The sequence below is a fragment of the Brevibacillus choshinensis genome, assembly GCF_001420695.1.
GTDB lineage: Bacteria > Bacillota > Bacilli > Brevibacillales > Brevibacillaceae > Brevibacillus > Brevibacillus choshinensis.
Genome location: NZ_LJJB01000007.1, coordinates 1,684,436 through 1,708,527 on the forward strand (window position 1 = coordinate 1,684,436; position 24,092 = coordinate 1,708,527).

18 protein-coding genes are annotated in these 24,092 nt (G+C 43.5%); 15 read left to right on the forward strand and 3 right to left on the reverse strand.

What is annotated here, in order from left to right; translation table 11 throughout:
* Positions 1-419: 419 nt before the first annotated feature.
* The 9 genes from AN963_RS08090 (at position 420) to meaB (ending at position 11,723) form a co-directional block, all read left to right on the forward strand.
* Positions 420-617 (forward strand): DUF3311 domain-containing protein, encoded by a 198-nt coding sequence (locus AN963_RS08090; protein WP_055743985.1) that lies wholly within the window; start codon positions 420-422, stop codon positions 615-617.
* A 2-nt stretch (positions 618-619) separates the two neighbouring features.
* Positions 620-2,098, forward strand: coding sequence for a sodium:solute symporter family protein (locus AN963_RS08095; RefSeq protein WP_201783745.1), 1,479 nt, complete (start codon positions 620-622; stop codon positions 2,096-2,098).
* A gap of 47 nt (positions 2,099-2,145) precedes the next feature.
* Positions 2,146-3,753 carry an amidohydrolase gene (locus AN963_RS08100; protein ID WP_055743987.1) on the forward strand — a complete coding sequence of 536 codons (1,608 nt, stop codon included), beginning with the start codon at positions 2,146-2,148 and terminating at the stop codon, positions 3,751-3,753.
* A 229-nt stretch (positions 3,754-3,982) separates the two neighbouring features.
* Positions 3,983-5,344: an APC family permease gene (locus AN963_RS08105; RefSeq protein WP_055743988.1), complete on the forward strand. Its 1,362-nt coding sequence runs from the start codon at positions 3,983-3,985 to the stop codon at positions 5,342-5,344.
* 45 nt (positions 5,345-5,389) lie between these two features.
* Positions 5,390-7,021: an amidohydrolase gene (locus AN963_RS08110; RefSeq protein ID WP_055743989.1), complete on the forward strand. Its 1,632-nt coding sequence runs from the start codon at positions 5,390-5,392 to the stop codon at positions 7,019-7,021.
* 237 nt (positions 7,022-7,258) lie between these two features.
* A complete protein-coding gene (locus tag AN963_RS08115; RefSeq protein WP_055743990.1) occupies positions 7,259-8,887 on the forward strand; it encodes an acyl-CoA mutase large subunit family protein in 1,629 nt (542 codons plus the stop codon).
* A gap of 15 nt (positions 8,888-8,902) precedes the next feature.
* Complete coding sequence (locus AN963_RS08120) at positions 8,903-9,298, forward strand: cobalamin B12-binding domain-containing protein (RefSeq protein WP_055743991.1); 396 nt, start codon at positions 8,903-8,905, stop codon at positions 9,296-9,298.
* Positions 9,299-9,376: 78 nt separating this feature from the next.
* A complete protein-coding gene (locus AN963_RS08125) occupies positions 9,377-10,738 on the forward strand; it encodes a phenylacetate--CoA ligase family protein (protein ID WP_055743992.1) in 1,362 nt (453 codons plus the stop codon).
* A gap of 16 nt (positions 10,739-10,754) precedes the next feature.
* Entirely contained in the window at positions 10,755-11,723 is a 969-nt protein-coding gene (gene meaB, locus AN963_RS08130; protein ID WP_055743993.1) for a methylmalonyl Co-A mutase-associated GTPase MeaB, read from the forward strand.
* An 87-nt stretch (positions 11,724-11,810) separates the two neighbouring features.
* On the opposite strand, the gene AN963_RS08135 is transcribed toward meaB, so the two are convergent.
* Positions 11,811-12,410, reverse strand: coding sequence for a TetR/AcrR family transcriptional regulator (locus AN963_RS08135; RefSeq protein WP_055743994.1), 600 nt, complete (start codon positions 12,408-12,410; stop codon positions 11,811-11,813).
* A 344-nt stretch (positions 12,411-12,754) separates the two neighbouring features.
* On the opposite strand from AN963_RS08135, the gene AN963_RS08140 reads away from it, so the two are divergent.
* On the forward strand, positions 12,755-14,119 hold the full coding sequence (locus AN963_RS08140; protein WP_055743995.1) for a putrescine aminotransferase: 1,365 nt from the start codon (positions 12,755-12,757) through the stop codon (positions 14,117-14,119).
* 19 nt (positions 14,120-14,138) lie between these two features.
* Positions 14,139-15,611, forward strand: a complete 1,473-nt coding sequence (locus AN963_RS08145) for an aldehyde dehydrogenase family protein (protein ID WP_055744502.1) — start codon at positions 14,139-14,141, stop codon at positions 15,609-15,611.
* Between the two features lie 116 nt (positions 15,612-15,727).
* Here the strand turns inward: AN963_RS08145 and AN963_RS08150 are convergent, their stop codons facing one another.
* Both AN963_RS08150 and AN963_RS08155 read right to left on the reverse strand, forming a co-directional pair.
* Positions 15,728-17,545 carry a sigma-54-dependent Fis family transcriptional regulator gene (locus AN963_RS08150; RefSeq protein ID WP_055743996.1) on the reverse strand — a complete coding sequence of 606 codons (1,818 nt, stop codon included), beginning with the start codon at positions 17,543-17,545 and terminating at the stop codon, positions 15,728-15,730.
* A 46-nt stretch (positions 17,546-17,591) separates the two neighbouring features.
* Entirely contained in the window at positions 17,592-18,824 is a 1,233-nt protein-coding gene (locus tag AN963_RS08155) for a MerR family transcriptional regulator (protein WP_055743997.1), read from the reverse strand.
* A 169-nt stretch (positions 18,825-18,993) separates the two neighbouring features.
* On the opposite strand from AN963_RS08155, the gene AN963_RS08160 reads away from it, so the two are divergent.
* The 4 genes from AN963_RS08160 to AN963_RS08175 are packed head-to-tail and all read left to right on the forward strand — an operon-like array spanning position 18,994 to position 23,582.
* Positions 18,994-20,280: an NAD(P)/FAD-dependent oxidoreductase gene (locus tag AN963_RS08160; protein ID WP_055743998.1), complete on the forward strand. Its 1,287-nt coding sequence runs from the start codon at positions 18,994-18,996 to the stop codon at positions 20,278-20,280.
* Between the two features lie 13 nt (positions 20,281-20,293).
* Entirely contained in the window at positions 20,294-21,766 is a 1,473-nt protein-coding gene (locus tag AN963_RS08165; RefSeq protein WP_055743999.1) for an aldehyde dehydrogenase family protein, read from the forward strand.
* Between the two features lie 44 nt (positions 21,767-21,810).
* The gene (locus AN963_RS08170; protein WP_055744000.1) at positions 21,811-23,217 is read left to right on the forward strand and encodes an MATE family efflux transporter; all 1,407 of its coding nucleotides are present in this window, start codon (positions 21,811-21,813) and stop codon (positions 23,215-23,217) included.
* Between the two features lie 53 nt (positions 23,218-23,270).
* Positions 23,271-23,582, forward strand: a complete 312-nt coding sequence (locus AN963_RS08175; protein ID WP_055744503.1) for a cupin domain-containing protein — start codon at positions 23,271-23,273, stop codon at positions 23,580-23,582.
* Positions 23,583-24,092 lie beyond the last annotated feature (510 nt).

The following is a 24,092-nucleotide window of genomic DNA, read 5'->3' on the forward strand; positions in this document are numbered from 1 at the left end:
TTATGAAATTCAGTGAAAAGAACGAACCATAATCGCATCATTCGAAACGGTTTTAGATCGTTAAACACTATAATAGTTTAAATTTTATGAAAATAACAATAGATTTCATGTTTTTTTGTTATACATTCAATACTAATTACTGGCATGAGTTTTGCTAATGGAAAAGGACACCGAACAGAATTGCTTATGTAATCAAAGGAGGTGTTTGGATAAAAGTCTATTATGTATTGGGTTTATTTCCTTTTATCGGAATAGTAGGAGGGACCGCCTTATTTGCCAACAGAGACCCCCGTTTGTCCTAGGTATGCCGTTTATTCTGTTTTGGATCGTTTATGAATTGTTTCGACTTCCCTCATCATGTATTATTTCCAAGCTTGGCGCTCATTCCCTTTATAGGTAAAAGATGAAGGAGGTAACTCATGAAACCGATTCATGTATTGGGACTCATACCTTTTATTGGTATGCTTGGCGGACTCCCTTTTGCCAACAAGGCCACCCCTTTGGTGTTAGGGCTGCCGTTTTTACTCTTTTGGATCGTGCTTTGGGTCATTCTGACCTCGGTCGTGATGGCCATCGTCAATTTCCTTGATCCTTCTAATCGGGAGGAGGAAGTCTGATGATCAGCGCTATGCTAATTATGCTTGCCTTTCTGATCGCGGCTATTTTTCTAGCCATTCAATCGGGCTGGGGTAAAAAAATGAATCTGGAACAATGGGCCGTTGGAGGTCGCGGTTTTGGAACCGTTTTCGTGTTTCTTTTGCTTGCAGGCGAATTTTTTACGACATTCACATTCCTTGGCGGCAGCGGGATGATTTATCAGGTCGGCTCACCTGCTTATTACGTCCTTATGTACTTGACATTGGCCTATGTCTTTTCTTACTATTTGCTGCCCCCGATTTGGCGGTATGCCAAAGAACACAGGATCGTCTCGATCTCCGACTTTTTCCGCAGCAAATATGAGAGTTCGTTGCTGGGTATGCTGGTCGCCGTCGTCGGGATGGTCGGTTCTGTGCCGATAGTTGTCCTGCAATTGAAAGGGCTTGGTATTATCGTATCGGAAACTTCTTATGGGATGATTTCTCCCACGTTGGCCATGTGGATTGGGACCATAGTCGTTACGGTCTATGTTATGATTTCCGGGATTCATGGCGCCGCTCGGACGGCAATTATCAAGGACATCACAATCGTGATGATCGTGGTATTTCTGGGGATTTATTTGCCCTATCACTACTATGACGGGTTTAAGCCGATGTTTGAAGCGATTCAGGCGACAAAACCGGGTCATCTGACATTGCCTGACAAGGGACAGAGCCTCAGTTGGGTTATTTCCACCGTTTTGTTGACAGTAGTCGGTTTTTACATGCAACCAGGGCTTTTTGCGGCAGCGTTATCAGCTAAGAGCGTAAAAGTATTTCGCCGCAATACGATTATCATGCCGTTGTACACCTTGATGCTTGTATTCGTCTTTTTGGTAGGCTATACGGCCATCCTGCAAGTTCCTGGCTTAAAGGGGGCGGAAGGTGACTTAGCCTTGTTACGGCTTTCCATTCAGACTTTTGACCCGTGGTTCATCGGGGTGATCGGCGGGGTCGGACTGTTAACCGCTCTGGTGCCTACCTCCGTTTTCCTGCTAACCATCGGGACATTATTCGCGAAAAACATCTATCAGCCATTGGCCAAGTCAAGCAGCGAGGAGCACATAGCCAAGGTAGCGAAAGTAACCGTTCCGGTCGTTGCGTTGATTTCTCTTTACTTTGTCATTAATGGAGGCAATGCCCTGTACGCCTTGTTGCTGATGTCGTTTAGTTTGATCACGCAGTTATTTCCGGCACTCTTGTGTAGTTTGCTGCCGAACAACAACCCGGTCAACAAATATGGAGCTGCCTGGGGAATTTTATGCGGCGTGGCGACCGTAGCCTATTTGACGATTTCCAAGACGACGATTGGGACGTTGTTCCCCGATTTGCCGCAAGCTGTGAAAGATTTAAACACCGGATTTATCGCGCTTTTCGTGAATCTGCTTATCACCTTTGTAGTCAGTGCGCTTACTCGCAACAGCGTTGCCAAAAAAGAAACCATATCTTCCCCAAATTACTAGAACAATTTTTAACCTCATCGAATTCCATTTTGAAAGGGGTATAACCAATGAATCATGCAGATCTTGTTTTTTTAAACGGGCAAGTGATTACCATTAACAAACAAAACGAGGTAGCGGAAGCGGTCGCAGTAAAAGAAAACCGTATTGTTGCCGTAGGATCCAACCAGCAAGTAAATAAATGGATCGGTGATTCTACTCAAGTTATCGATCTCAGGGGAAGAAGCTTACTCCCGGGTTTTATTGATTCACATACTCACCTCGAATATACAAGCACTTGGAACAATGGTGTCGATTTTAAAGAAAAAAGTATTACATCGGTTCATGATGCCTTACAAGCCTTGCGTCAGGAAGCTCAAAAAACGCCGGAAGGTAAGTGCGTAAGAGGTTTCGGTTACAATGAGAGGCAAATTGCTGAACAGAGACTACCAACAAAGTCAGAACTGGATCAGATCACCTCGGAGAATCCGATTGTCATTTTGCGAGCGTGTGGTCATATTGCGATTGTGAACAGCAAGACGCTGGAGATAATGGGTATTCAGGAAACGACTCCCGATCCTGAGGGCGGAAAAATCGGGCGGAATGAGAAAGGAGAGCTAACGGGCGTTTTATATGAAACCGCCAGGGAACCTGTGATGGGGAAGTTATTTAAATACACCTTGGAAGAAACGAGAAAGGCAATGTCGCTTGCTTCCGAACAAATGCTTGCAACCGGTATTACAAGTATTCACGATGCCGGAGGTACCAATATCATGGTATTGAAAGAAGCAGTTAGCTCCGGAGAAGTAAAACTTCGGGTCTACGCGATGATTGCTAAGTTTGATAAATCCGAAACACATGAAGAAATGCTCGAGGTCATTGAATCGGGAAACATAACCGGTTCAGGCGACGATAGATTTCGATTCGGCCCTGTCAAAGTGTTTACGGACGGAAGCAGCAGCGGCCCGACCGCGGCAATGAGAGAGCCTTATAACAGCAATCCGAATGAATCTGGAATTCTATATTATTCCCAGGAAGAATTAAATCGTATTTTAGGGGAGGCTCACGAAAAAGGATTTCAAATTACAGCACATGCTCAAGGAGACCGGGCGATCGAAATGATGCTGAATTGCTTTGAAGAAGCATTAAAGAAGCATCCGAGAACAAACCATCGGCACCGCATAGAACATGCCGGTATAACTATGCCGGATTTGATTGAACGCATGAAGCAGTTGGAGGTTGTGCCAATCCCTAACCCCGCGTTCTTCCTTGAGTATGGGGATGCTTATCTTAAACATTATGGAGACCGGGTCAATTATCAGTATCCAGCCCGAGACTTTATCGATAGTGGAGTTGTCGCTGCAGGTGGATCGGATAGTCCCGTTACCTCATATAATCCGCTATTAGGAATCTATGGAGCGGTGAGTCGACTGAGCCCATCAGGTCAAGTGGTTGGAGCCAATCAACGGATTAACGTAATGGAGGCAATCAGACTATTTACTTGGAACGGGGCCTATGCCAGTTTCGAAGAGGACATTAAAGGCAGTATTGAAACGGGAAAGCTGGCCGATTTGGTTGTCCTGAGTGAGCCGATCCTTGATATTCAGCCGGAGCGAATTCAAGATGTGAAAGTGGAGCTTACCGTTCTTGACGGGGAAATAGTGTACCAGAAGAACTAAATAGCATCTAATTAAACAGAATGTTCGTTCATTTTTCTGGATGCAGATCATATGATGATGGATCCAAGAATGTAGACAAGTAGCAACTTTGGATAAGACAGTGGAAAAAAGAGTCGTGTATGCTGCGGCGATCTCAGAACGGTATTCAACAGGGCAGAGGTCGCCAAGTTTTCAGCCAATCGGGGCTAGATCAATCCCTGATTGGCTGATAAATGGAGGCTGAGTTATTTTGAATCAAAAAGCGTCGCTGAAACGTTCCCTTTCCCTTTTCCATGTCTTTTTCTTCGGCCTGGCCTACATGGCCCCCATGACGGTGTTCGGAACGTATGGAATTGCTACTCAGACCTCCCAGGGAATGCTGCCGACTGCCTATATTTTTGCTTTGATTGCTATGTTTTTTACTGCTTACAGCTATGGAAGAATGGTAAAGGCATACCCGATTTCTGGATCCGCCTACACGTATACGCAGAAATCGATCAATCCGTACATTGGTTTTTTGGTTGGCTGGGCAATTCTAATGGATTATTTATTTTTACCCATGATTAACTATTTAGTGGGGAGTCTTTATCTCTCACTTTACTTTCCTGATATGCCGTTTGCTGTTTGGGTTATCGGATTAATCGTTGTCACTACAGGTATCAACATTTTGGAAATCAAGATGGCTACCCGCATCAATACCATTTTTGTCATTTATCAGTTTCTGGTGATTATGCTATTTGTGGTGTTATCTATTCAAGGAATTCGCAATGGTATGGGAACAGGCACCTTCTTTTCCGCCAAACCTTTTTTCAATCCTGATGTGCCGCTTGGTTCGATTATGGCGGGAGCATCTCTGTTATGTCTTTCGTTCCTGGGGTTTGATGCGGTAACCACTCTTTCGGAAGAGACAAAAAAGCCCGACAAAGTAATTCCTAGGGCAATTATGCTCGTTACGCTTTTTGGCGGTGCGTTGTTTATCTTTATTGCCTATCTTGGACATATGGTTTTTCCGAATTTTTCATCGTTCAAAAATGCGGATACCGCAGCGTTTGAGATTATGGAGTTTGTCGGTGGGAACCTCTTAAGCTCCCTGTTCACAACAGCTTTATTAGTCGCTTGTCTGGCATCTGGCCTTGCCTCTCAAGGAAGCGTGACTCGTCTTCTGTATGCGATGGGACGAGATTCAATCCTGCCCAAGAAAGTTTTTGGTTTTATTCACCCAAGATATAAAACACCGGTCTACAATGTGATTATTGTCGGACTTCTCTCCCTTTCTGCACTCTTTGTTGACTTGGTTACAGCTACCTCATTCATTAATTTTGGTGCGCTTGTTGCATTTACGTTCGTTAATTTATCCGTGATTGCTCATTACTTCATCCGAAATCATCTTCGTTCGCCAAAAGAGACGTTTCTATATCTTATTCTCCCCTTGATTGGAGCTGGTTTTACGATCTGGCTCTGGTCAAGTTTGGATAAACACTCTTTGATACTTGGAGGTATTTGGTCAGCTTGCGGATTGCTTTATCTGATGTATCGGACAAGGATGTTTACAAAAAGTCCGCCTGAACTTAACTTCGATGAAGTGGAGCGGGGAGGAAATATCGAGGCATAACCTCGATCAAACCAAAACCAAAATGAAAGAGGAGTATGATCGCCAATGTCTATGCAACACCAGCAAAAAGCAAATGTGATTCTTATCAGCAATGCCGTGTTTACTGGACTTACCGATATGCCCGTTGCAGCTTCGATTGCAATTTGTGGCAACATGATTGCTGCGATAGGCTCCGAGGAAGATCTGCAGCCATGGATCGGTCCAGAAACCAAAATCTATCGGTTTGATGATCAATTGATTATGCCAGGATTTCACGATTTTCATCTTCATATTATTTTGGGCTCTATCTTTCTCGATAGCGTTTATTTGCATGATGCACGATCAGAAGAAGAGGCTGCAGAAATGGTTAAGGAATACGCCGAATCGCGTCCGGAGGAACAGTGGATCATCGGATTTAGCTGGGATGCGGGATATTGGCAGAATAAACAGCTGCCACACCGCTCCTCATTGGATAAAGTTTTGCCGGACCGGCCAGCAATACTCTTCCAGAATGATGGGCATTATGCCTGGGTGAACAGCAAAGCATTGGAAGTGTGTAACGTCACCAAAGACACGGAAAACCCTCAGTTCGGGAGCATTGAGAAGGATGAGAACGGGGAACCAACAGGGATCATTTACGAACACGCGATGGCATTATTTACAAACAAGGCCTACCATTTATCCAAAGGAAAGAAAATGAAGACGCTTACTAATTTCTTCCGACATGCTGCCCGTCTTGGTATCACTGCCATGAATGATCTGTATGCAACCGAAGCCTATGAGATTTTGGAGGATTACGAGATATTCAAAGAATTTGAAGATAATGGCGGTCTTACTACTCGTATTCATTTACTTCCAGTATTGAATAGTGATCTGGATCGAGCCAAACGCTTAAAAGAAACGTATCAGTCAAGTATGCTGAGAGTTGTTGCACTTAAACAGTTTGTCGACGGAGTGGTGACTGGATATACTGCACATATGCTCGAGCCGTATTCGAACAGACCGGATACATGCGGAGACACCGCTTTTCCTCCAGACGTAATCAAAAAATGGGTAGCAGACGCTGACAAGGAAGGTTTCAGTATTCGGTTTCATGCCCTCGGCGACGGAGCTGTGCGCTTGGCATTGGACGCTTTCGAAGAAGCACAAAAGGTTAACGGGATACGAGATTCGAGACATTCGATTGAACACATCGAGGTGATTCACCCGAATGACATCCATCGCTTTCAAGAATTGGGTGTTATCGCGTCTATTCAGCCTGATCACATGTATGCTGCTGATCGGGAAACCTATATCTCCTGCATTGGTGAAGACCGTGGAAAATACGCATGGGCGACCAAATCGATCCTGGATACAGGAGCAAAAGTTGCTATTAGCAGCGATTTTCCTATCGTTGGATTAAATCCGATGCCAGAGATTCATCGTGCCGTTACTCGCATCGATAACAGTAACGTGCAGCAGTGGAATCCCGAACAGAGCATTTCATTGGCGGACGCGTTAAAAGGGTATACCGTGACACCCGCATACGGTACGTTTCGAGAACATGAGCTGGGTACCCTGGAAGTGGGGAAGCTGGCGGATATTGTTGTTCTTGATCGGAATCTATTCGCTGTTCCAAGTGAAGAAATTCTAGACACAATCGTAAAATTAACGATGGTTGATGGTAAAATTGTGTTTCAGGATGGAGAATTCTCATAAGATAAGGCATTTATCATAGATCAACCGGAAAGCCCGGAGTTAGGGCATGTCCGGTTGTATTTTTTTTATAGCATCAGTGACTTTCATTTTATAATCAGATAATTTTCATAGACGTAGATAACATATTAAACCGACTTCTACAATAAAATTTAAACAGATAGTCAAAAAAATACCCAATGTTTTTAAATGATGTCACTGCCTTCAGATAATAAAGTCAACTTAAAGGAGGGAAAGTAATTGTCTAAACATTCAAATCAGAATCCCGTTGATAATGAACAGCATCGTTTAGAATTTGCCACGGAATCAGGCATTCCGATTCAACCCTACTATACGTCTCTAAGCATTGACCAGGACGATCCGGCCAAGCTAGGGCAACCGGGTGAATATCCGTTTACTCGAGGCATACATCCAAATATGTACCGGAGCAGAACATGGACCTTCAGACAACTAGCGGGTTTTGCAACTGCAAAGGATACGAATCATCGTTTCCGACTCCTGCTCGAACAGGGAGCCACCGGCATCAATTGTGTTTTCGATTTTCCAACGAATCGAGGATATGACAGCAGTCACCCTTTTGCAGAAGGTGATGTTGGGCAAGGAGGAGTGGCAATCGATACATTGGAAGACATGATGACGTTATTTGATGGAATTCCGTTAAACCAGACAAGTGTTTCTCTAGTCCTATCACATCCGGTTGCTGCAGGCGTGATTTTTGCAATGTTTTTGGCAGCAGCGGAGCGTAAGGGCTACTCCTATCACGATCTACAAGGTACTCTGCAAAACGATTTCATGATGGAAACGGTTATCCTTACCGCCCCTAACACGCTTCACCCCAGTTTTTCCTTCAAGCTGTCAATGGATGTAGTCGAGTATTGTACAAAGCATGTTCCAAAATGGAATCCGATAAGTTTTACAGGATATAACTACCGTGAAGCTGGAGCCAATGCTGTTCAGGAGGCAGCTCTGTTGATTGCTAATGCACTGGAGACTTCTAATGAGATGATTCGGCGCGGATGTGAAATTGATCAATTTGCACCACGTCTTTCTGCTTTCTTTAGTTCCGACAACGACTTCTTCGAAGAAATAGCCAAATTCCGTGCTGCTCGAAGGATTTATGCTCGTCTCTTTCAGGAACGTTTTCAACCAAACAATCTCCGCAGTTCAATGCTTCGTTTTCATGTACAAACATCAGGTTCCGCTCTAACCGCCCAACAACCTATAAACAACGTTATCCGGAGTAGTTACCATGCGTTGGCAGCTGTTTTGGGAGGTGCGCAAAGTCTCCATGTAAGTGCCTACGATGAAGCGATTTGTATACCAACGGAAGCATCTGCGATCACGGCACTTAGAACCCAGCAGATCCTTCTGTTAGAGACAGGTGTTACAAAAACTGCTGATCCATTAGGTGGATCCTACTATATTGAAAGCCTTACGAATGCGATTGAAGAAAAAATGGAGAAATACCTTCTTCAAATCGAGGAACTTGGCGGTCTTGTAAAAGCAGTGGAACAAGGATGGGTCCACAACGAACTGATACAGACCGCGTATGAACGCGAACGGGCGATAACGCAAGGCAAATGTAAAGTGGTAGGGGTGAATTGTTATACGGAAAGTGCTCCTATTGAAATTGGAACTTTCAAGGTTCCGGAAACTTTGTCTAGACAAACCGCAAACATTGAAAAGAATAGTCATTCGCGGAATCAGACAAATGTTAATCATGCAATAGCGGAGCTTCGAGATGCTGTTCAAAACAACCTAAATACCATCCCTTTTTTAATAGAGGCCGTGAAGGTAGGAGCTACGGTAGGCGAATGCTCAAATGTTTTTCGTGAGTTGCATGGGGGCTGGCATCAGCCTTTATTTTAGAAGGGAGGTGACACAATGAAACAACGCAAAATTCGTGTCGTAATGGCAAAGATGGGATTGGATTCTCATTATCGAGGAGCTGTAATGGTAAGTCGCTACCTGGTTGAACGAGGGATGGATGTCATTTACATTGGGAATCAGCTACCGGATGCCATAGCAGATACAGTTGCCCAAGAGGATGCACAAGTTCTTGGACTGTCAAGTCTCTCAGGAAACCACTTGATGATGGTTCCTCGTATTTTGCAGCGTCTAAAAGAGAAAGGATTGCAGGATATTATCGTGATTCTGGGAGGGGTTGTACCGAACGAAGAGCAGGAACAGTTATTAAATGCTGGTGTATCCCGTATCTTTGGCACTGGATCAAACTTGACGGATATTGCCGACTTTATAGAAGAACAAGTTCATTTGTAAATTGAGTTTCGAGGATCAAGATCCATAATCAATCACTAAAATGCTCTCTATACCATTTTGCACATAGGGAGGGTATCTATGGAAAACGCAATCAAAGAATACTGGGATAGAGAAAAAGAAACGATGCCGGTCGACCAGCGCAACGAAATTATTCTCGGATCCATCAAACAACAGCTTGACTATGTGTATCATCAGCTTCCTTTTTATCGCGAGTTTTACGATAACCACCACTTTCATCCATCCATGGTAAACACCCTGGAAGATTTCACCACCAAGGTACCTATCATTACAAAGGACATTTTACGAGAAGAACAAAGACAATACCCTCCCTATGGACGTTATTTGGGATATCATCCCGAAGACGGAGCGCACATCCACGGCTCTTCCGGCACAACTGGGCGACCAACATTCTACCTTTTCTCCAAAGAAGATATAGCGTACATCGGAGAAGTGATGGCACAAGCCTTATTTACAGCAGGAGTGAGGCGTACGGATGTAGTTCAAATCAGTACGGATTTAGGGATGTTTATGGGAGGATGGGGGTCTCTGTGGGGGAGTGAACGATTAGGTGCTACCGTGTTTACGCCAGGAGCAGGTAATACTGAGCGACACATTCGCCTGATGTACGAGGTTGGATCGAGTGTATTGATTACGACGCCTACATTTGCACTCCGCTTAATGGATGAGGCTCGAAGATTAGGATACGATACACAAAACTCTCCACTGCGAATTGGGATCTTTATCGGGGAACCGGGCGCTGGCATCCCTGGTATCAAAAAAGCTCTTGAAGAAGGCTGGGGGATTCATGTGATGGACTGCGCGACTACCAGCGAGATGACACCTTGGGCAACGAATGTGGAATGTGTACAAAAGAACGGGGTGCATATGCTTCAGGATGAAGTCTACACAGAAGTTGTAGACAAAGAGAATCCTAATCGAGCAGTCCCCGAAGGAACAAGCGGGGGCGTCATTTACACGCATCTCAAAAAAAAGGGACAACCAATGATTCGGTTCTGGTCAGGAGATGAATCCCATGTGACTACCGAAGCTTGTCCATGCGGAAGGACCTATCCTCGCCTACCTAACGGAGTATATGGCAGATTGGATGATATGTTGATTATTCGTGGAGTAAATGTATATCCAAGTACCATCCAACGCAGTTTGCTGGAAGTTGAAGGTCTGGGCAATGAACATAGAATTGTGCTTGAACGTATTTCCCACATGGATGAGGCCACCGTCAAAGTTGAATATCATCCTGATTGGATTGGTTCGATTCAATCACATGAACGTGAAGCTGCGTTGGAAAAACTCCAAACCCATGTTCGTGAGCATTTGCGCGCCCAAACCGGTATTCGCTTTAATCTGGAAATATTGGAGCCTGAGACCTTGGAACGTTTCGATGTAAAAGCGCGTCGGGTCATTGACCAAAGACATGTTTGATAAGGAAGAGGGTAACATGAATAGCGACGATATGGTGAAGAGAATATGCGAAGGAAATCTTCGGGCGGTTGCGCGTGGGTTGACTCATGTCGAAGCAGAAGACTCGATCGGTAGAGAAATCGTACAAAAAATGATAGCACGTACAGGAAAAGCCCATGTCATCGGAATAACAGGGTCACCCGGGGTTGGAAAATCTACACTTGTCAATCAATTAATCAAAACACTCAGAAAATCCGGCGCAAAGGTAGGTATTTTGGCAGTTGATCCTTCAAGCCCGTATAGCGGCGGAGCAATACTTGGGGATCGCATCCGAATGATGGAATCGGTATCCGATTTGGGAGTTTTCATGCGAAGTATACCAAGTGATGGACATTTGGGCGGACTTTCCCGCACGACAGGGGATGCGATCAGCCTTTTGGACGCTGCAGGATTCGATTTCATACTCGTGGAGACAGTCGGTATCGGACAATCGGAGATAGAAATTATCAAGTTTGCACACACCACCATGATAGTGCTTGCACCCGGATTGGGCGATGACATCCAGGCCATTAAGTCAGGAATACTGGAAGTCGGACAAATCTTCGTCGTCAATAAGGCAGATCGTGAGGGAACTGAGGCTGTCGTTCATTCCATACAATCCATGCTTCATTTTAAAAGTAATACAGACCAATGGGAAATACCCGTGATTAAGACCGTTGCACATACCGGAGATGGAATGGATACCCTCGTTGAATGTTTAATGAAACACTATAGCTTTCTGAAAGATTCAGGGGAATTAATCCCTTTCAAACGTTTGCAAATGGAATACCTTGTTGAACAATCTGTTCATGAAGCTGTCTCACAATTGCTCGAACAGGCAAAACATTCATCTGAGTGGGATTCATATATGGACGGTATCCTGAGAGGGAATTATCAACTCGTGGACGCATTTCGTTGGGTTTGTGCTCCAGGGAAAATGCAAGGAAATAGTGGAGAAAAGCCTTAAAATGACGGTGGAGCCGCCCTTGTACTAATGGATACAGACTACGCTAGGACACAGGGCGTTCCATCCTAAGAAAGATACATATGGTTTTCAACACGATTTTGATTGTAGTACGGATTTCACCAATGCTTTGCTGTAAAACTCTGCGATTTCCTTACTTGCTAATTGACCATCCGGTGAAAACCAATTGGCAATGGAATTGGTCGCACCCAGCATTAATAATCGCGTTAACGTGGAGTTCTCCGTCTGGAACACGCCCTGTTCAATGCCTGATTCTATAATGTATTGAAAATATCGTTCATATTCCGCCCTTTGCTCCAATACTTTAATGCGGAATTCTTCGGATACCATGCTGGGACGATTAATGACATTAAACACCGCTTTTTCTTCTGTAATATTCAGAATGAGGGACTCAATTGCCAATTCAAGTTTTTTGGAGACCGGATGCTCGCTGTCAATAATTTGCTTGATTTGTTCTATACATTTAGTAGCAATCATTTTGTGGCACTGGTAAAGCAAATCATCTTTGCTGTTTACATAATAGTAAATGGCACCTTTCGTTAGGCGCATCTGATTTGCAATATCTTCTATTGTGGTTCCATGATATCCCTTTTCGTTAAAAAGTTGAGCTGCCGTTCTAAGTATATTCATCTTCTTCTCAAGTGCCCGTTCTTCACGAAAAGAAGCCATATCAAATCCTCCTTTATCATCTCTAGATGCCGACCTATCCATCAAGACTATTATAGCATTCGAATTTTATATATTTCGAATTTTTTTGAACTAGATTCAACTAAACATTTTGGGTATGACGAATAAACAATCCACGTAATGTTTCTCATTTGCAAGAAATGTTTCTCAATGAAAAAATACATGTTCTCAACAATAAGAAACGCATTTCGAGGCAAGGTGTCATTTATATTCTGAAACTTGAGAAAATCAATTGGAAATAGCCGAAAAACCCCTCGTTTCCGGTTGGCACCATCCTTGCAATAATTCTATGTTGTCAAAACAACAAACAAAAAGGATGGATACAAATGGAACGCAAATCAAGAGAAGAATCCCTGCAATTAGCCGCGGAAGTGTTAGAGTTTATACAAAGCGAAACACTTTCAGTCGATCAAAAGAAGAAAATTGTATCGGATTCCGTTGATAATTTTAGCAACTATGTAACCAAAGCTATTTTGGCTCATCGTAAATCCGTTTCAAACGACTTTTCCGTTGTAGAGTGGGAGGATGAAGCTGCCGTTTTCCGTGACACGATGGGCGACGAGTACATCGATTGTCTTGGAGGCTATGGCGTCTATTTGCTCGGTCATCGCCATCCAAAGGTAGTTAAGGCTGTTGAGGCACAAATTAAAAGATATGCTCTCCATAGCCAAGAAATGGTTGATCCATTACGCGGTTACTTGTCTAAACTGGTTGCTTATATTACACCGGGAGATTTACAGCACTCCTACCTGGTCAATTGCGGCACTGAAGCAAATGAAATGGCTTTAAAACTGGCACGCCTTGCAACAGGGAAAAAGTATTTCATCTCTACAGAAAAAGGCTTCCACGGCAAAACGTTGGGTTCCCTATCAGCTTCGGGTAAAGGTACCTTCCGTGAACCGTATTTGCCGCTTGTGCCTGGATTCCAGCATGTACCTTTTGGAGATGCAGATGCAGTCGAGCAAGCTATTCGTATCCTCATCAATACTGGGGAAACTGTGGCAGGGGTTATCGTCGAACCGATCCAAGGTGAGGGTGGAGTCAACATTCCACCAGATGACTATTTGCCTCGTCTGCGCGAAATTTGCGATAAGTACGAATGCCTGTTGATTGTCGATGAAGTCCAGACGGGAATGGGTCGTACCGGAACGATGTTTGGTGTAGATCACTGGGATGTGGTTCCTGATATCATGACCTTGGGCAAAGCATTTGGTGGTGGCGTAATGCCAATCGCAGCAATGGTTGCAAAGAAAAAGTGGTGGGGGAAAATGGAAGAAAATCCATTCCTGCTCGGTTCGTCAACATTCGGAGGAAATCCGCTGTGCTGCGCTGGAGCTATTGCTGGGATTCACACGATCCTGGAAGACAATATTCCCCAAATGGCGAAAGAAAAAGGCGATTATATCATGAAACAGTTGTCTGAGATTCAGAGTCGTCATTCGGATATTTTTGTCAATGTGCGTGGAAAAGGTCTCTTGATCGGAATGGAATTTGCTGATAACAGTCTCGGTTATACATTGGCAAAACGATTATTTGGTAAAAAGATCTTAGTTGGCGGTACGTTAAATAACGCTACGGTAATTCGTCTTGAGCCACCTGCAATCATTTCTTACGAACAAATTGATTATGTACTCGCTTGCATCGAAGAAGGCATTGCTCAACTTTCCAAGGAAACGAAAGTACTACGCTAAGGAGAAATGATACATGAGCATGCAGATCAAGCAGATGTACATTGATGGAGAATGGGTATATTCTCAATCGCAAGAAACCTTTCCAGTTCTGAATCCAGCAACAAGTGAGACGATTGCCATCGTAACCAAAGGCGGAAGAGCAGATGCGCAAAGAGCAATCAAGGCTGCTAGACGTGCGTTTGATGAATCGGGATGGGCTGAGACGCATGCTCGTGAGCGGGCAGCATTCCTGAATCGTGTCGCTGATTTGATCGAGCAAAGAGCAGAAGAATTCGCGAAAATGGACACACAAAATAACGGGAAGCCACTAAGAGAATCCACCAACGATGTTTCAGATGCTGTGGACCAGTTCCGTTATTACGCAGGCCTGTGCACAAAACCCCAAGGTCAAACGTATGACGTGCCCGACGATATTCAAGCGCTTGTTGTACGAGAACCTATTGGGGTAGTGGGGGCAATTACTTGCTGGAATTACCCGCTCGTTATGAATGCACAGAAGATCGCACCCGCTCTGGCAGCAGGGAACACAATCGTGATTAAACCGGCTGATCTAACCCCACTCACGACGATTATGCTATTCGAATGTTTGGAACAAGCCGGTTTGCCCGCTGGAGTCGCCAATTTGGTGACTGGACCTGGAAGTGAGGTCGGCGACGAGATATCCAAAAATGAGCTGGTCGACAAGGTTGCCTTCACTGGAGGAACCGAGACAGGCATTACGATTATGAAAAACGCTGCAGATACCGTGAAAAAGCTTTCGCTCGAGCTGGGTGGAAAGTCCCCGAATATTGTATTTGCTGACGCTGATTTTGAGACTGCTGTGGATTATGCCTTGTTTGCTATTTTCGCAAATCAAGGGGAAGTTTGTTCAGCCGGATCACGATTAATCCTCGAAGAGAGTGTATACAATCGTTTCCTAGACCGACTTGTCGAGCGTGCGAAAAAAATCGTGATTGGCAATGGAATGGACGAACAAACTGAGATGGGACCACTGATTTCTGAATCTCACATGAATCGCGTATTGTCTTATATTCAGCTTGGACTGGATGAAGGGGCAAAGCTCTTGTGCGGTGGTAATCGCTTACTAGACAATGGATTGAACAACGGATTTTTCGTAGAACCAACTATTTTGGAGGCAACAGATTCTTCATGGAGAGTAGTTCAGGAAGAGATTTTTGGACCGGTCTTGGTGGTCCAAAAGTTTTCGACGGAAGAAGAAGCGATCCGCTTAGCAAATGGTACGAGGTTTGGCTTAGCGGGAGGGGTCTTTACGAATGATGGAGCCAAAGCGCAAAGAGTAATCCGCAAGCTGAGAGCAGGTATTACATGGATTAACACGTATCACCCTACCTTTAACGAAGCCCCCTGGGGTGGCTACAAACAAAGCGGTATCGGCCGTGAGCTAGGCACATTCGGATATGAGGCATACACAGAAGTAAAACAGATTAACATCAACTTACAGGTCAAGCCAAGCGGATGGTTTCGTAACTAACTAAACCAAATCTAACGAACAGCGAAAAGAGGTGCTTATAAGGCACCTCTTTTTTGTTATCTCGGAAAGTATAGGAACTCTTACTTGCCTCCAACACAGTAACAATTCCTTTCTTACTAGCTTTTCTCATCAGTGAGAAGCTGGTAAGCCTCTATTTTCCGATATAATGTCGCGAGTCCGATATCTAACCTGGATGCAATGATCCGCTTTGCCTCTAGACCATGCCCGTACTTTTTTAACATCTCTATCAAAATCTGCTTTTCATGCTCTTGCATCATGTCTTTTAGTGAATGCTGGTCCAGTCCTATTTGTAAGGGAGGGAGTGGCGAACTCGCATTTCTAATGCGAGGAGGGATACTCTCGATGTCAATCAATGACGAGGTGGTCATGTTGACCGCGTATTCGATAGCATTCTCCAGTTCGCGCACATTACCAGGCCAGTGATAGTTAATGAACACCTGTTTTACTTCTGGTGAAAAGTCTAGTGGACTGTGCACAGACATCTGACTGTACTTGGATAGAAAATAAACCATCAGCAGAGGAATGTCATCTGCGCGTTCAGAGAGGGGCGGCATGTGCAGTGGAATCACATTTAACCGGAAAAATAAGTCCTCGCGAAATTCTTTTGTTCGAACCATTTCCTCCAAATCTTTGTTGGTGGCGGAGATTACCCGGATGTTAACGTTGATCAGCCGGTTTGAGCCCACACGTTCTACTTGTTTCGATTGCAAGACGTGGAGCAGCTTTACTTGAAGATGCAGAGGCAGGTCACCAATCTCATCTAAAAAGATCGTTCCGCCATCTGCCAATTCGAATTTCCCTGCTTTGCCTTCCCGTCGGGCTCCAGTAAAGGCTCCGCTAGCATAACCGAACAATTCACTTTCTAATAGAGTCTCAGGTATCGCTCCACAGTTGACGATGATAAACGGACCCGACCGTCGATTGCTTGCCGAATGTATAGCTGCAGCCATCATACCTTTTCCTGTCCCGCTCTGGCCAGTAATGAGGATGTTGGATGTGCCACTAGCGACTTGTTCTGCTTGTTTTTTGACGAGAGATAGCCCGCGACTTTTACCGTAAATTTCCGGAAAATACAAATCCTTTGGCTCACTAGTCAGTTCATACGCAAGTCGTCGTGCATCTGCCATTCTGCGAAAAGTCGCTACAACCCCTACGACTTCCGCGTTGATAGTGATGGGGCGTGCGGTTACGATTAAATGCATGTCATGCTGTTCACATTGGTAATGCTCTTCCTGTTCAATGTACCCTTTACCCGACTGGATCACTTCTAGCATTGGAGATTGTGGCCAAATTTTTTCAATAGGCATGTTGATCAACTCGTCTTTATCCTTTTGGACGAGCTGTTGTGCGGTTTGATTACAGTTTGTGATGATCCCATTTTCATCGATGGCAATAATCCCTTCATGGATCGAGCCGATTAAGACCTCTAGTTTTTGAGTCGTTTTGATCCAGTTATTGAGAGCGGCTTGTTCTGCAATTTTGCTCGTCAATAATTCAGACATTCTTTGGAGATAGGGGAGCAAGACCAGTTTGTTACTCACTAGTGATTGATGCTGTTTCGCGTCAAAAGCAATTAATCCAATGACGCCAATGACGGAACCATTGTAATGGATCGGAGCGCATATCTCTGCCCATTCATCTGCCAAGCCAATGAGCACAGAAGGGTCGTAGGAGGGGTCGTTGCGAGCATCCTCCACAAAATAAGGCTGGTTTGTGCGGATCACACGTCCGTACAAGTAGCCTGCCTCGACTTTACCTTCCTCTTCCTTCATGTTGATCATGTCCTTGTATTTTCCCGTTCCGGCGATGATGGTCATCTCATCATCCACGATCTCCGTTTCGATTTGAAGTACAGCTGAAATAGCTTCAGCGACCTGTTGGACAGTTTGTTGAATATCTTTTAATAGACTCATTCGTACACCTCCTTATGCCGCTCATGTAACCATAAATCTGCACGTGCTATTGTTTCACACGCGCCATGTACATTTGCATGTGGAATTTTTCGTTCATTACATGATAATCAAAGAAAATTCCTGGTTCTGTACAGTAACCGAGATATTCGTTTTGCGTTATTTCAAATCCATTGACTGATAGATTTTCTTCTAGATATTTTGGATATAAAATATGTTCGTGAGAATTTGGATATAAGGCTGTAATATTTTTCAAGGATTTGGCAGAGCTGTCATAGTAGGAGTACCCGCCGACAATTGTTGAACTGCTATGGAAATAGTTGTTTAGAACATGGATGGGAAACTGCGGATTGAGCAACGAAAAATCATTTGCAGTAAAACTATCTACAAAAACATCGATGCAATGCGGTTTAAGTGGCAGATTTAGATCAGAATTCAAAATATAAAGGACGTTCAGCTTCGAGTTCATACGCTCAATTCTTTTTTTAAGCTTTTTGAGCATAGCTAGTGAATAGCCGCTGAATACATAGTACGCACTAGTTTCAAGCAGATCAATATATTTGGGAAGTGACACAACAGCATCCACGTTTGTTTCAACAATTAATTTGTTCTTCAAGTCTGCATTTTGTAGAACTTTTTGCAGCCATAAATTACTTTTTTCAAATAAGTTAATCATACTGGGATTGAGCTCTTGAATCGTTTCTTTATCGTAAAAATAAGACGGATAAGGAGAGGTCTCGTACAAGTTCGAGGTAATGATAATGCCTTCCTCGATAGCTGCATGGTATCCACAATTGCAAGTTAAGCTCCCCGTATGAATGTAGCCTTCTTTAATCGTCACATTTTTCATTTCAAGTGGAACGTGGCACTTCGGACAGTAAAACAGATGTACAAAGGAGAATGGGATTCCTGTAAAATTCATTTCACTTGATGAGGGAGAGCTGCTTTGAACAGCTTTTTCAATTGATAGGATAGCATTTGAAATATCGTCTTTTTCCTTGATCAGCTGGTTCTTTTTATCGATTAGCAAGTTGTTGTAGTAATCGATATCCTCATGGTCCGAGAAGTTTGTGACACGCCGATACGACAGAACATGATGTATCTCTTGCAGTGAGAAATGAAATTTTTTAAGCTCAGTAATAAAAGCCATGTCATCCAGACACAATTGATTCATTTGATAATGGATGTTTTTTTTGTCTGGTATTAGTAATCCCAGTTCAATGTAATAACGAACAGTATCAGTCGTAACATGAAAAAGCTTTGCAAATGTACCAATTTTCATAGATGACCCCCGATGAAAAAAGAAGTGGAGTTACTCCATTTTTTTTATGAAAACGTACTCAAATGGCTATTGACTGGGAGAACGCTCCATTTCATATCATGAACCTAATAAGTGCGAATATTCTTGACGGTAGTGTAACATACCTGTCACCAAAGGAGAAGAACAGCCTATGGTTATGATGGATCGAATGGATACCCTCTCACTGTGGACAGCTACTGCAAACAGCTATGAAAAAGGAAAGCCACTAGAAGGAAATGAAGAGGCGGATGTTGTCATTATTGGCGCTGGTTTCACAGGCCTTTCTTCTGCTTATCATTTACAGAAATTAGGTAAGAATGTCATTGTCCTGGAGCAAGAAACGATTGGATATGGCGCCAGCGGTCGTAACGGCGGGATGGTATTGCCAGGGTATAAGCCTACGATGCAGGAGCTAGCAAAAAAGTATGGTCCCGACGAGGCTAGACAGCTTAACGATCTCTCGTTGTTTAGTATCGATCTGGTAAAAAAAATGATAGACGAGCATCAAATTAAATGTGACTTTAGAAAGACAGGTCACATCGTGGCAGCCTACAAAGCCAAGCACTTTGAAGGATTGAAACTTGAAAGCGAATACTTGAACAAGAATTTCGGGTACGAATCAAGCGTACTTGACCGAAGTCAATTGCATCAAGAGATCGATTCTCCACTTTATCATGGTTGCCTAGTCGACAATTCGAGTTACTCGTTCCAGCCTCTGAATTATGCAATTGGTTTGGGAGAAGCAGCTAAAACTATCGGTGCAAGAATCTTTGAACATACTGCAGCGCTATCTATTGAGTATGGTCAAAACAGTGTGAAAGTGGTAACAGAAAAAGGTGCAGTTACTGCCAAAGATATTATTGTGGCTACTGATGGTTACTCTGGGAAAATCATGAATGAACTAAATAAAGGCGTTTTGCCCATTTCCGCACGAATCATTGCTACTGAACAGCTTCCAGAATCATTGTTGAATACAGTCATTCCTAAGGATCGCATGGTTTTTGATACAAGTAGCTTCCTTTACTATTTCCGTCGTACTCCAGATAATCGAATCGTATTTGGCGGTGGCGATATTCGCCCAAACCTAGGTGATGGCGTGTATCAAAAAGTTTACGATGCGATGATTAACGTGATGCCGAAATTGGCAGGTAGCAATATTGAATACCGTTGGGGAGGATTTATCGGGGTTACCATTGATACATTTCCGGTTATCGGCCGCACCAAAGAAGGCGCATATTTTGCAACCGGTTACACCGGACATGGCGCTTCTCTCTCGACATTGTTCGGTATGTTATTGGCACAATTGATCGTTACGGGAAGTGCAGGGGGATATCGATTTGAAAAGCAACCACTCAAAGCATTTCCTTTCTATAATCAGAAGACGATGCTGGTAAATTTAGCGCATATCGGCTTCAAACTGATTGATTTTATTGCGTAAAGGAGATCGATTTATGAATATTAACATGTTTATTGACGGGAAATGGGTTGACGCGCTATCCGGGGACAGAAGAAACGTTTTCAATCCTGCGACCGGTGAGGTGATTGCAACGTCAGCTGATGGATCAGAAGTTGATGCGAAGCTGGCAATCAAGGCGGCTCGCAAAGCTTTTGACAGCGGAAATTGGTCTCGTTTATCGGCTGATGAAAGAGCTGATTATCTCTATAAAATTGCAGAACGTCTTGAAGAGAAAGCAGCTGAAATTGCACGATTAGAAACAGCAAACAACGGTAAGGTTATTCGTGCAACTACCTATGTGGATATTCCGGTATCCATTCAATGCTTCCGTTATTATGCTGACTTGATCAAAGGCATGAAAGAGGAATCTTACACTCGTGCTGATTCTTCTGATACCATTATTATTCGTGAACCGATTGGGGTTTGTGGACTTATTGTACCTTGGAACTTCCCCCTTATGTTAGCTGTTTGGCAAATTGCTCCTGCACTCGCAGCAGGGAATACGATTGTACTAAAGCCATCTGAGATTACTCCTGTATCTGTGTTTAAACTATTCGAAATCATCGAAGAAGTCGGACTCCCTGCCGGAGTGGCAAACCTGGTATTGGGACCTGGATCAAAAGTTGGGAATGAGCTTGCTGAGAGCCTTGATGTTGACAAGGTTGCCTTTACCGGCGGAACAAAAACAGGCCAAAGCATAATGCGCGCAGCAGCGGGTAATATGAAAAAAATCACACTCGAACTGGGTGGTAAATCTCCATTGATCGTGTTCGACGATGTGGATTTTGAAACGGCAGTCGATAACGCCATGTTTGGTATTTTCCACAATGCTGGTCAAGTTTGTTCAGCTGCATCTCGTTTGCTTGTCCAAGAGACCATTTATGATAAGTTTGTTGAAAGGCTGGCCGAGCGTGCAAGCAAAATTGTAGTTGGCAATGGGAAAAGCGAGAACATGGAAATGGGGCCTATCACCAGCGAGCCTCATATGAACGACATATTAAAAATCATCGAGAGCGGTATTGAAGAAGGTGCAAAATTAGTTTGTGGTGGAAAGCGGTTAACAGAAAATGGGCTTGATCGAGGATATTTTATTGCGCCAACGATCTTTGCTGATGTTAACGCGAATATGCGCATAGTTAAGGAAGAGATTTTTGGTCCAGTCCTGGTTGTACAGAAGTTTACGAATGAGGAAGATGCCATCGAAAAAGCGAACGATACGATTTATGGATTAGCCGGTGCTGTATTTACTGAAGATATGGATCGGGCAAAACGCGTCATTCGTAAATTGCGTGCGGGAATTACTTGGATTAATAGTTATCACCTCGCTTATGTTGAAGGTCCTTGGGGAGGATATAAGCAAAGTGGAATCGGCAGAGCATTAGGTTCAGTAGGACTGGAGCATTTTATGGAAACGAAGCAAATCAATATCCATCAGCATGCGAAGACTGTAGGGTGGTATTCGAATTAGCTGGACTTACCTTTCTACACAAATATATTTAAGGGGAGTTGCTCATGGAAGTAGCTAATAACCATCCGCCATCGAAGACAGAACAAGTAGAAGCACAGCAAAAGCCAACGTATGATTCAGAACTAGGTACCAAAAGTATTCCATTGCTATATTTACGGTTTGCTTTGGCAGGAATTATGGCGAACGCGATTCTTGGGGTTGTAGCGGTTGTAGATGGTTATTTCGTCAGCGGCTTTCAAGAGCTGGAAGTCGAAGGGATTGGAATTGGATTTACGGTCATGGTTATTACCCGCATGCTCGGTGTTCTATTTGGTGTGGGAGCCGGAGCGGTTATTTCACTTCGACTTGGAAAAGGCAAGAGCGAAGAAGCTAGAAGTATTATGGGACAAACCTTATGGTTCACTCTTTTCATCTCTATTTTTCTAGCACTACTTGGTTTGGTCTTTGAAAATCAGCTGATGACCTTATTTGGAGCAAGTGAGGAATCACTTCCATATGCAGTACAATATAGCCGTCTATTATGGATTTCATTGCCCGTAACGATATTAGCTGTTGTCCTTAGTATTTTAACCAATATCGATGAAAAACCGGTATTATCCATGAATAGTTGGCTAGTTGCAGCAGCTGTAGCTGGGATTTTAGAATGGATTATGGTAGAGAAGTATGACATGGGGATGATGGGTTCCTCATGGGCCAATACGATCTCGCAATCGATCCCTGTTTTACTGATCTTTTATTTCTGGTTCGGCAAAACAAAGCTTAAGCCAAAAATGATGGATATGATGATAAATCTCAAGTCGATCGGTGAAGTGATTTGGACAGGCTTTGCATCTTTCTCGAGTCAGTTCATGATGTTTTTTGCGATTATTTTCTTCAATAACTTACTGCAAAGCTACGGGGGTGGGCTGCACGTTGCCGCTTTCACGATTCAAAATGGATACATTACAAATCTTCTCGCCTTAGCATCGCTCGGCGGGATGACAGGGCTTCAACCGATCATTAGTTACAACTATGGTGCAGGCAATTATGATCGTGTCAAACAAGCAATAAAGATAGGACTCATTTTTACGGTTTCCTTCTTTGTGGTTGTAACAGCCATAATGATCATTTTTGCAGATCCAATTGTAACATTCTTCTCTAGCGGTAATCCTGAATTGCAGCAACTGGGCATATGGACGACAGTTGTATTCAACTTTTTGTTTACGCTTAATGCAGTCAGCTTACTTATTTCCGGTTATTTCGAATCGCAGGAGAGAAACTGGATCGCAACGTTTATTAATGTTAGCAAAATGCTGTTGTTTACATTTCCGTTCATGTTTATTTTCCCTCATTATTGGGGCGTTGAAGGTATCTGGTATTCGACTCCAGCTTCGGAAATTCCAGGTATTCTCATTGCCATTTACTTTATTAGAAGAGAGTTTAAGCGTTTGAAAGATACAGCACTAACGTAAGCACACAGAGCTCAGTTCATTCTTCATAACTACTAGAAAGAGAGATGATCATGATGTTTTTTGCGAAAAAACTCACAGCTGAAGAAGCACAACAATTAGCAGTTGACACGTGGGAACCATGGGTAGGCGAACCTAATAGAGGAACTTGGCATGTAGAAGAACAGGAAGTTTTCTATGTGACAGACGGTGAAGTGTACATTACGGTTGATGGAGAAAAGTATCATATTACAAAGGACTGGTTCGTATCCTTGGCGAAAGACCTTGTTTGTGAATGGGATTGTCCGAAATTTTTGAAAAAGAATTTTAAAATAAACCATGAGATCAATTTGACATCACGTGTAATTGGGAGTGGTGAATTAGGCTAAGCCGAAGTAGAGATAGGTTAGGTATGTGCCAAATGTTTCAAATATTAGTAATGTTACAAATGAAACAAATGAAACTATTGTAACGTTAGGTTACTCTTTTAGTGGAGTGGGCTTTACGAGTATAGCTATGAACTACTTACAGAAATCATGGAGCTCTCTGCCGGAAAACTCACTGCGGCAGGGAGTTTTTCTTTGACAATGCTCTTTCTTTTTATCGTACAATAGATAAAATGACCGAATATTCACAAATATATGCGATGGGGGAATTGCATGCTTGACAATTTAATTTTCTTCCAATCAGAGAACGACTATCGCAGCTTGAGAGAAAAGGTCATGTCTGACTGGCAAAACTTCCAAACAAGTGGCAATATGCCCAAATTGCAGCGTTCGGTTATTTCGAATTCATGGGAACGGTGCAAACGGTACGACGTAAATCCACTGCAGAAGTCCGTACCACTTCCCAAGTCAGAGATTGAATGGAAGGACCGTTGGCTGGAGGAACAAGATTGG

Excerpts from the sequence above, each read along its gene's own strand:
- AN963_RS08090 (WP_055743985.1), top strand. The coding sequence starts at position 420 with ATGAAACCGATTCATGTATTGGGACTCATACCTTTTATTGGTATGCTT.
- AN963_RS08100 (WP_055743987.1), top strand. The coding sequence starts at position 2,146 with ATGAATCATGCAGATCTTGTTTTTTTAAACGGGCAAGTGATTACCATT.
- AN963_RS08110 (WP_055743989.1), top strand. The coding sequence starts at position 5,390 with ATGTCTATGCAACACCAGCAAAAAGCAAATGTGATTCTTATCAGCAAT.
- AN963_RS08120 (WP_055743991.1), top strand. The coding sequence starts at position 8,903 with ATGAAACAACGCAAAATTCGTGTCGTAATGGCAAAGATGGGATTGGAT.
- AN963_RS08125 (WP_055743992.1), top strand. The coding sequence starts at position 9,377 with ATGGAAAACGCAATCAAAGAATACTGGGATAGAGAAAAAGAAACGATG.
- meaB (WP_055743993.1), top strand. The coding sequence starts at position 10,755 with ATGAATAGCGACGATATGGTGAAGAGAATATGCGAAGGAAATCTTCGG.
- AN963_RS08135 (WP_055743994.1), bottom strand. The coding sequence starts at position 12,410 with ATGGCTTCTTTTCGTGAAGAACGGGCACTTGAGAAGAAGATGAATATA.
- AN963_RS08140 (WP_055743995.1), top strand. The coding sequence starts at position 12,755 with ATGGAACGCAAATCAAGAGAAGAATCCCTGCAATTAGCCGCGGAAGTG.
- AN963_RS08145 (WP_055744502.1), top strand. The coding sequence starts at position 14,139 with ATGCAGATCAAGCAGATGTACATTGATGGAGAATGGGTATATTCTCAA.
- AN963_RS08150 (WP_055743996.1), bottom strand. The coding sequence starts at position 17,545 with ATGAGTCTATTAAAAGATATTCAACAAACTGTCCAACAGGTCGCTGAA.
- AN963_RS08155 (WP_055743997.1), bottom strand. The coding sequence starts at position 18,824 with ATGAAAATTGGTACATTTGCAAAGCTTTTTCATGTTACGACTGATACT.
- AN963_RS08160 (WP_055743998.1), top strand. The coding sequence starts at position 18,994 with ATGGTTATGATGGATCGAATGGATACCCTCTCACTGTGGACAGCTACT.
- AN963_RS08165 (WP_055743999.1), top strand. The coding sequence starts at position 20,294 with ATGAATATTAACATGTTTATTGACGGGAAATGGGTTGACGCGCTATCC.
- AN963_RS08170 (WP_055744000.1), top strand. The coding sequence starts at position 21,811 with ATGGAAGTAGCTAATAACCATCCGCCATCGAAGACAGAACAAGTAGAA.
- AN963_RS08175 (WP_055744503.1), top strand. The coding sequence starts at position 23,271 with ATGTTTTTTGCGAAAAAACTCACAGCTGAAGAAGCACAACAATTAGCA.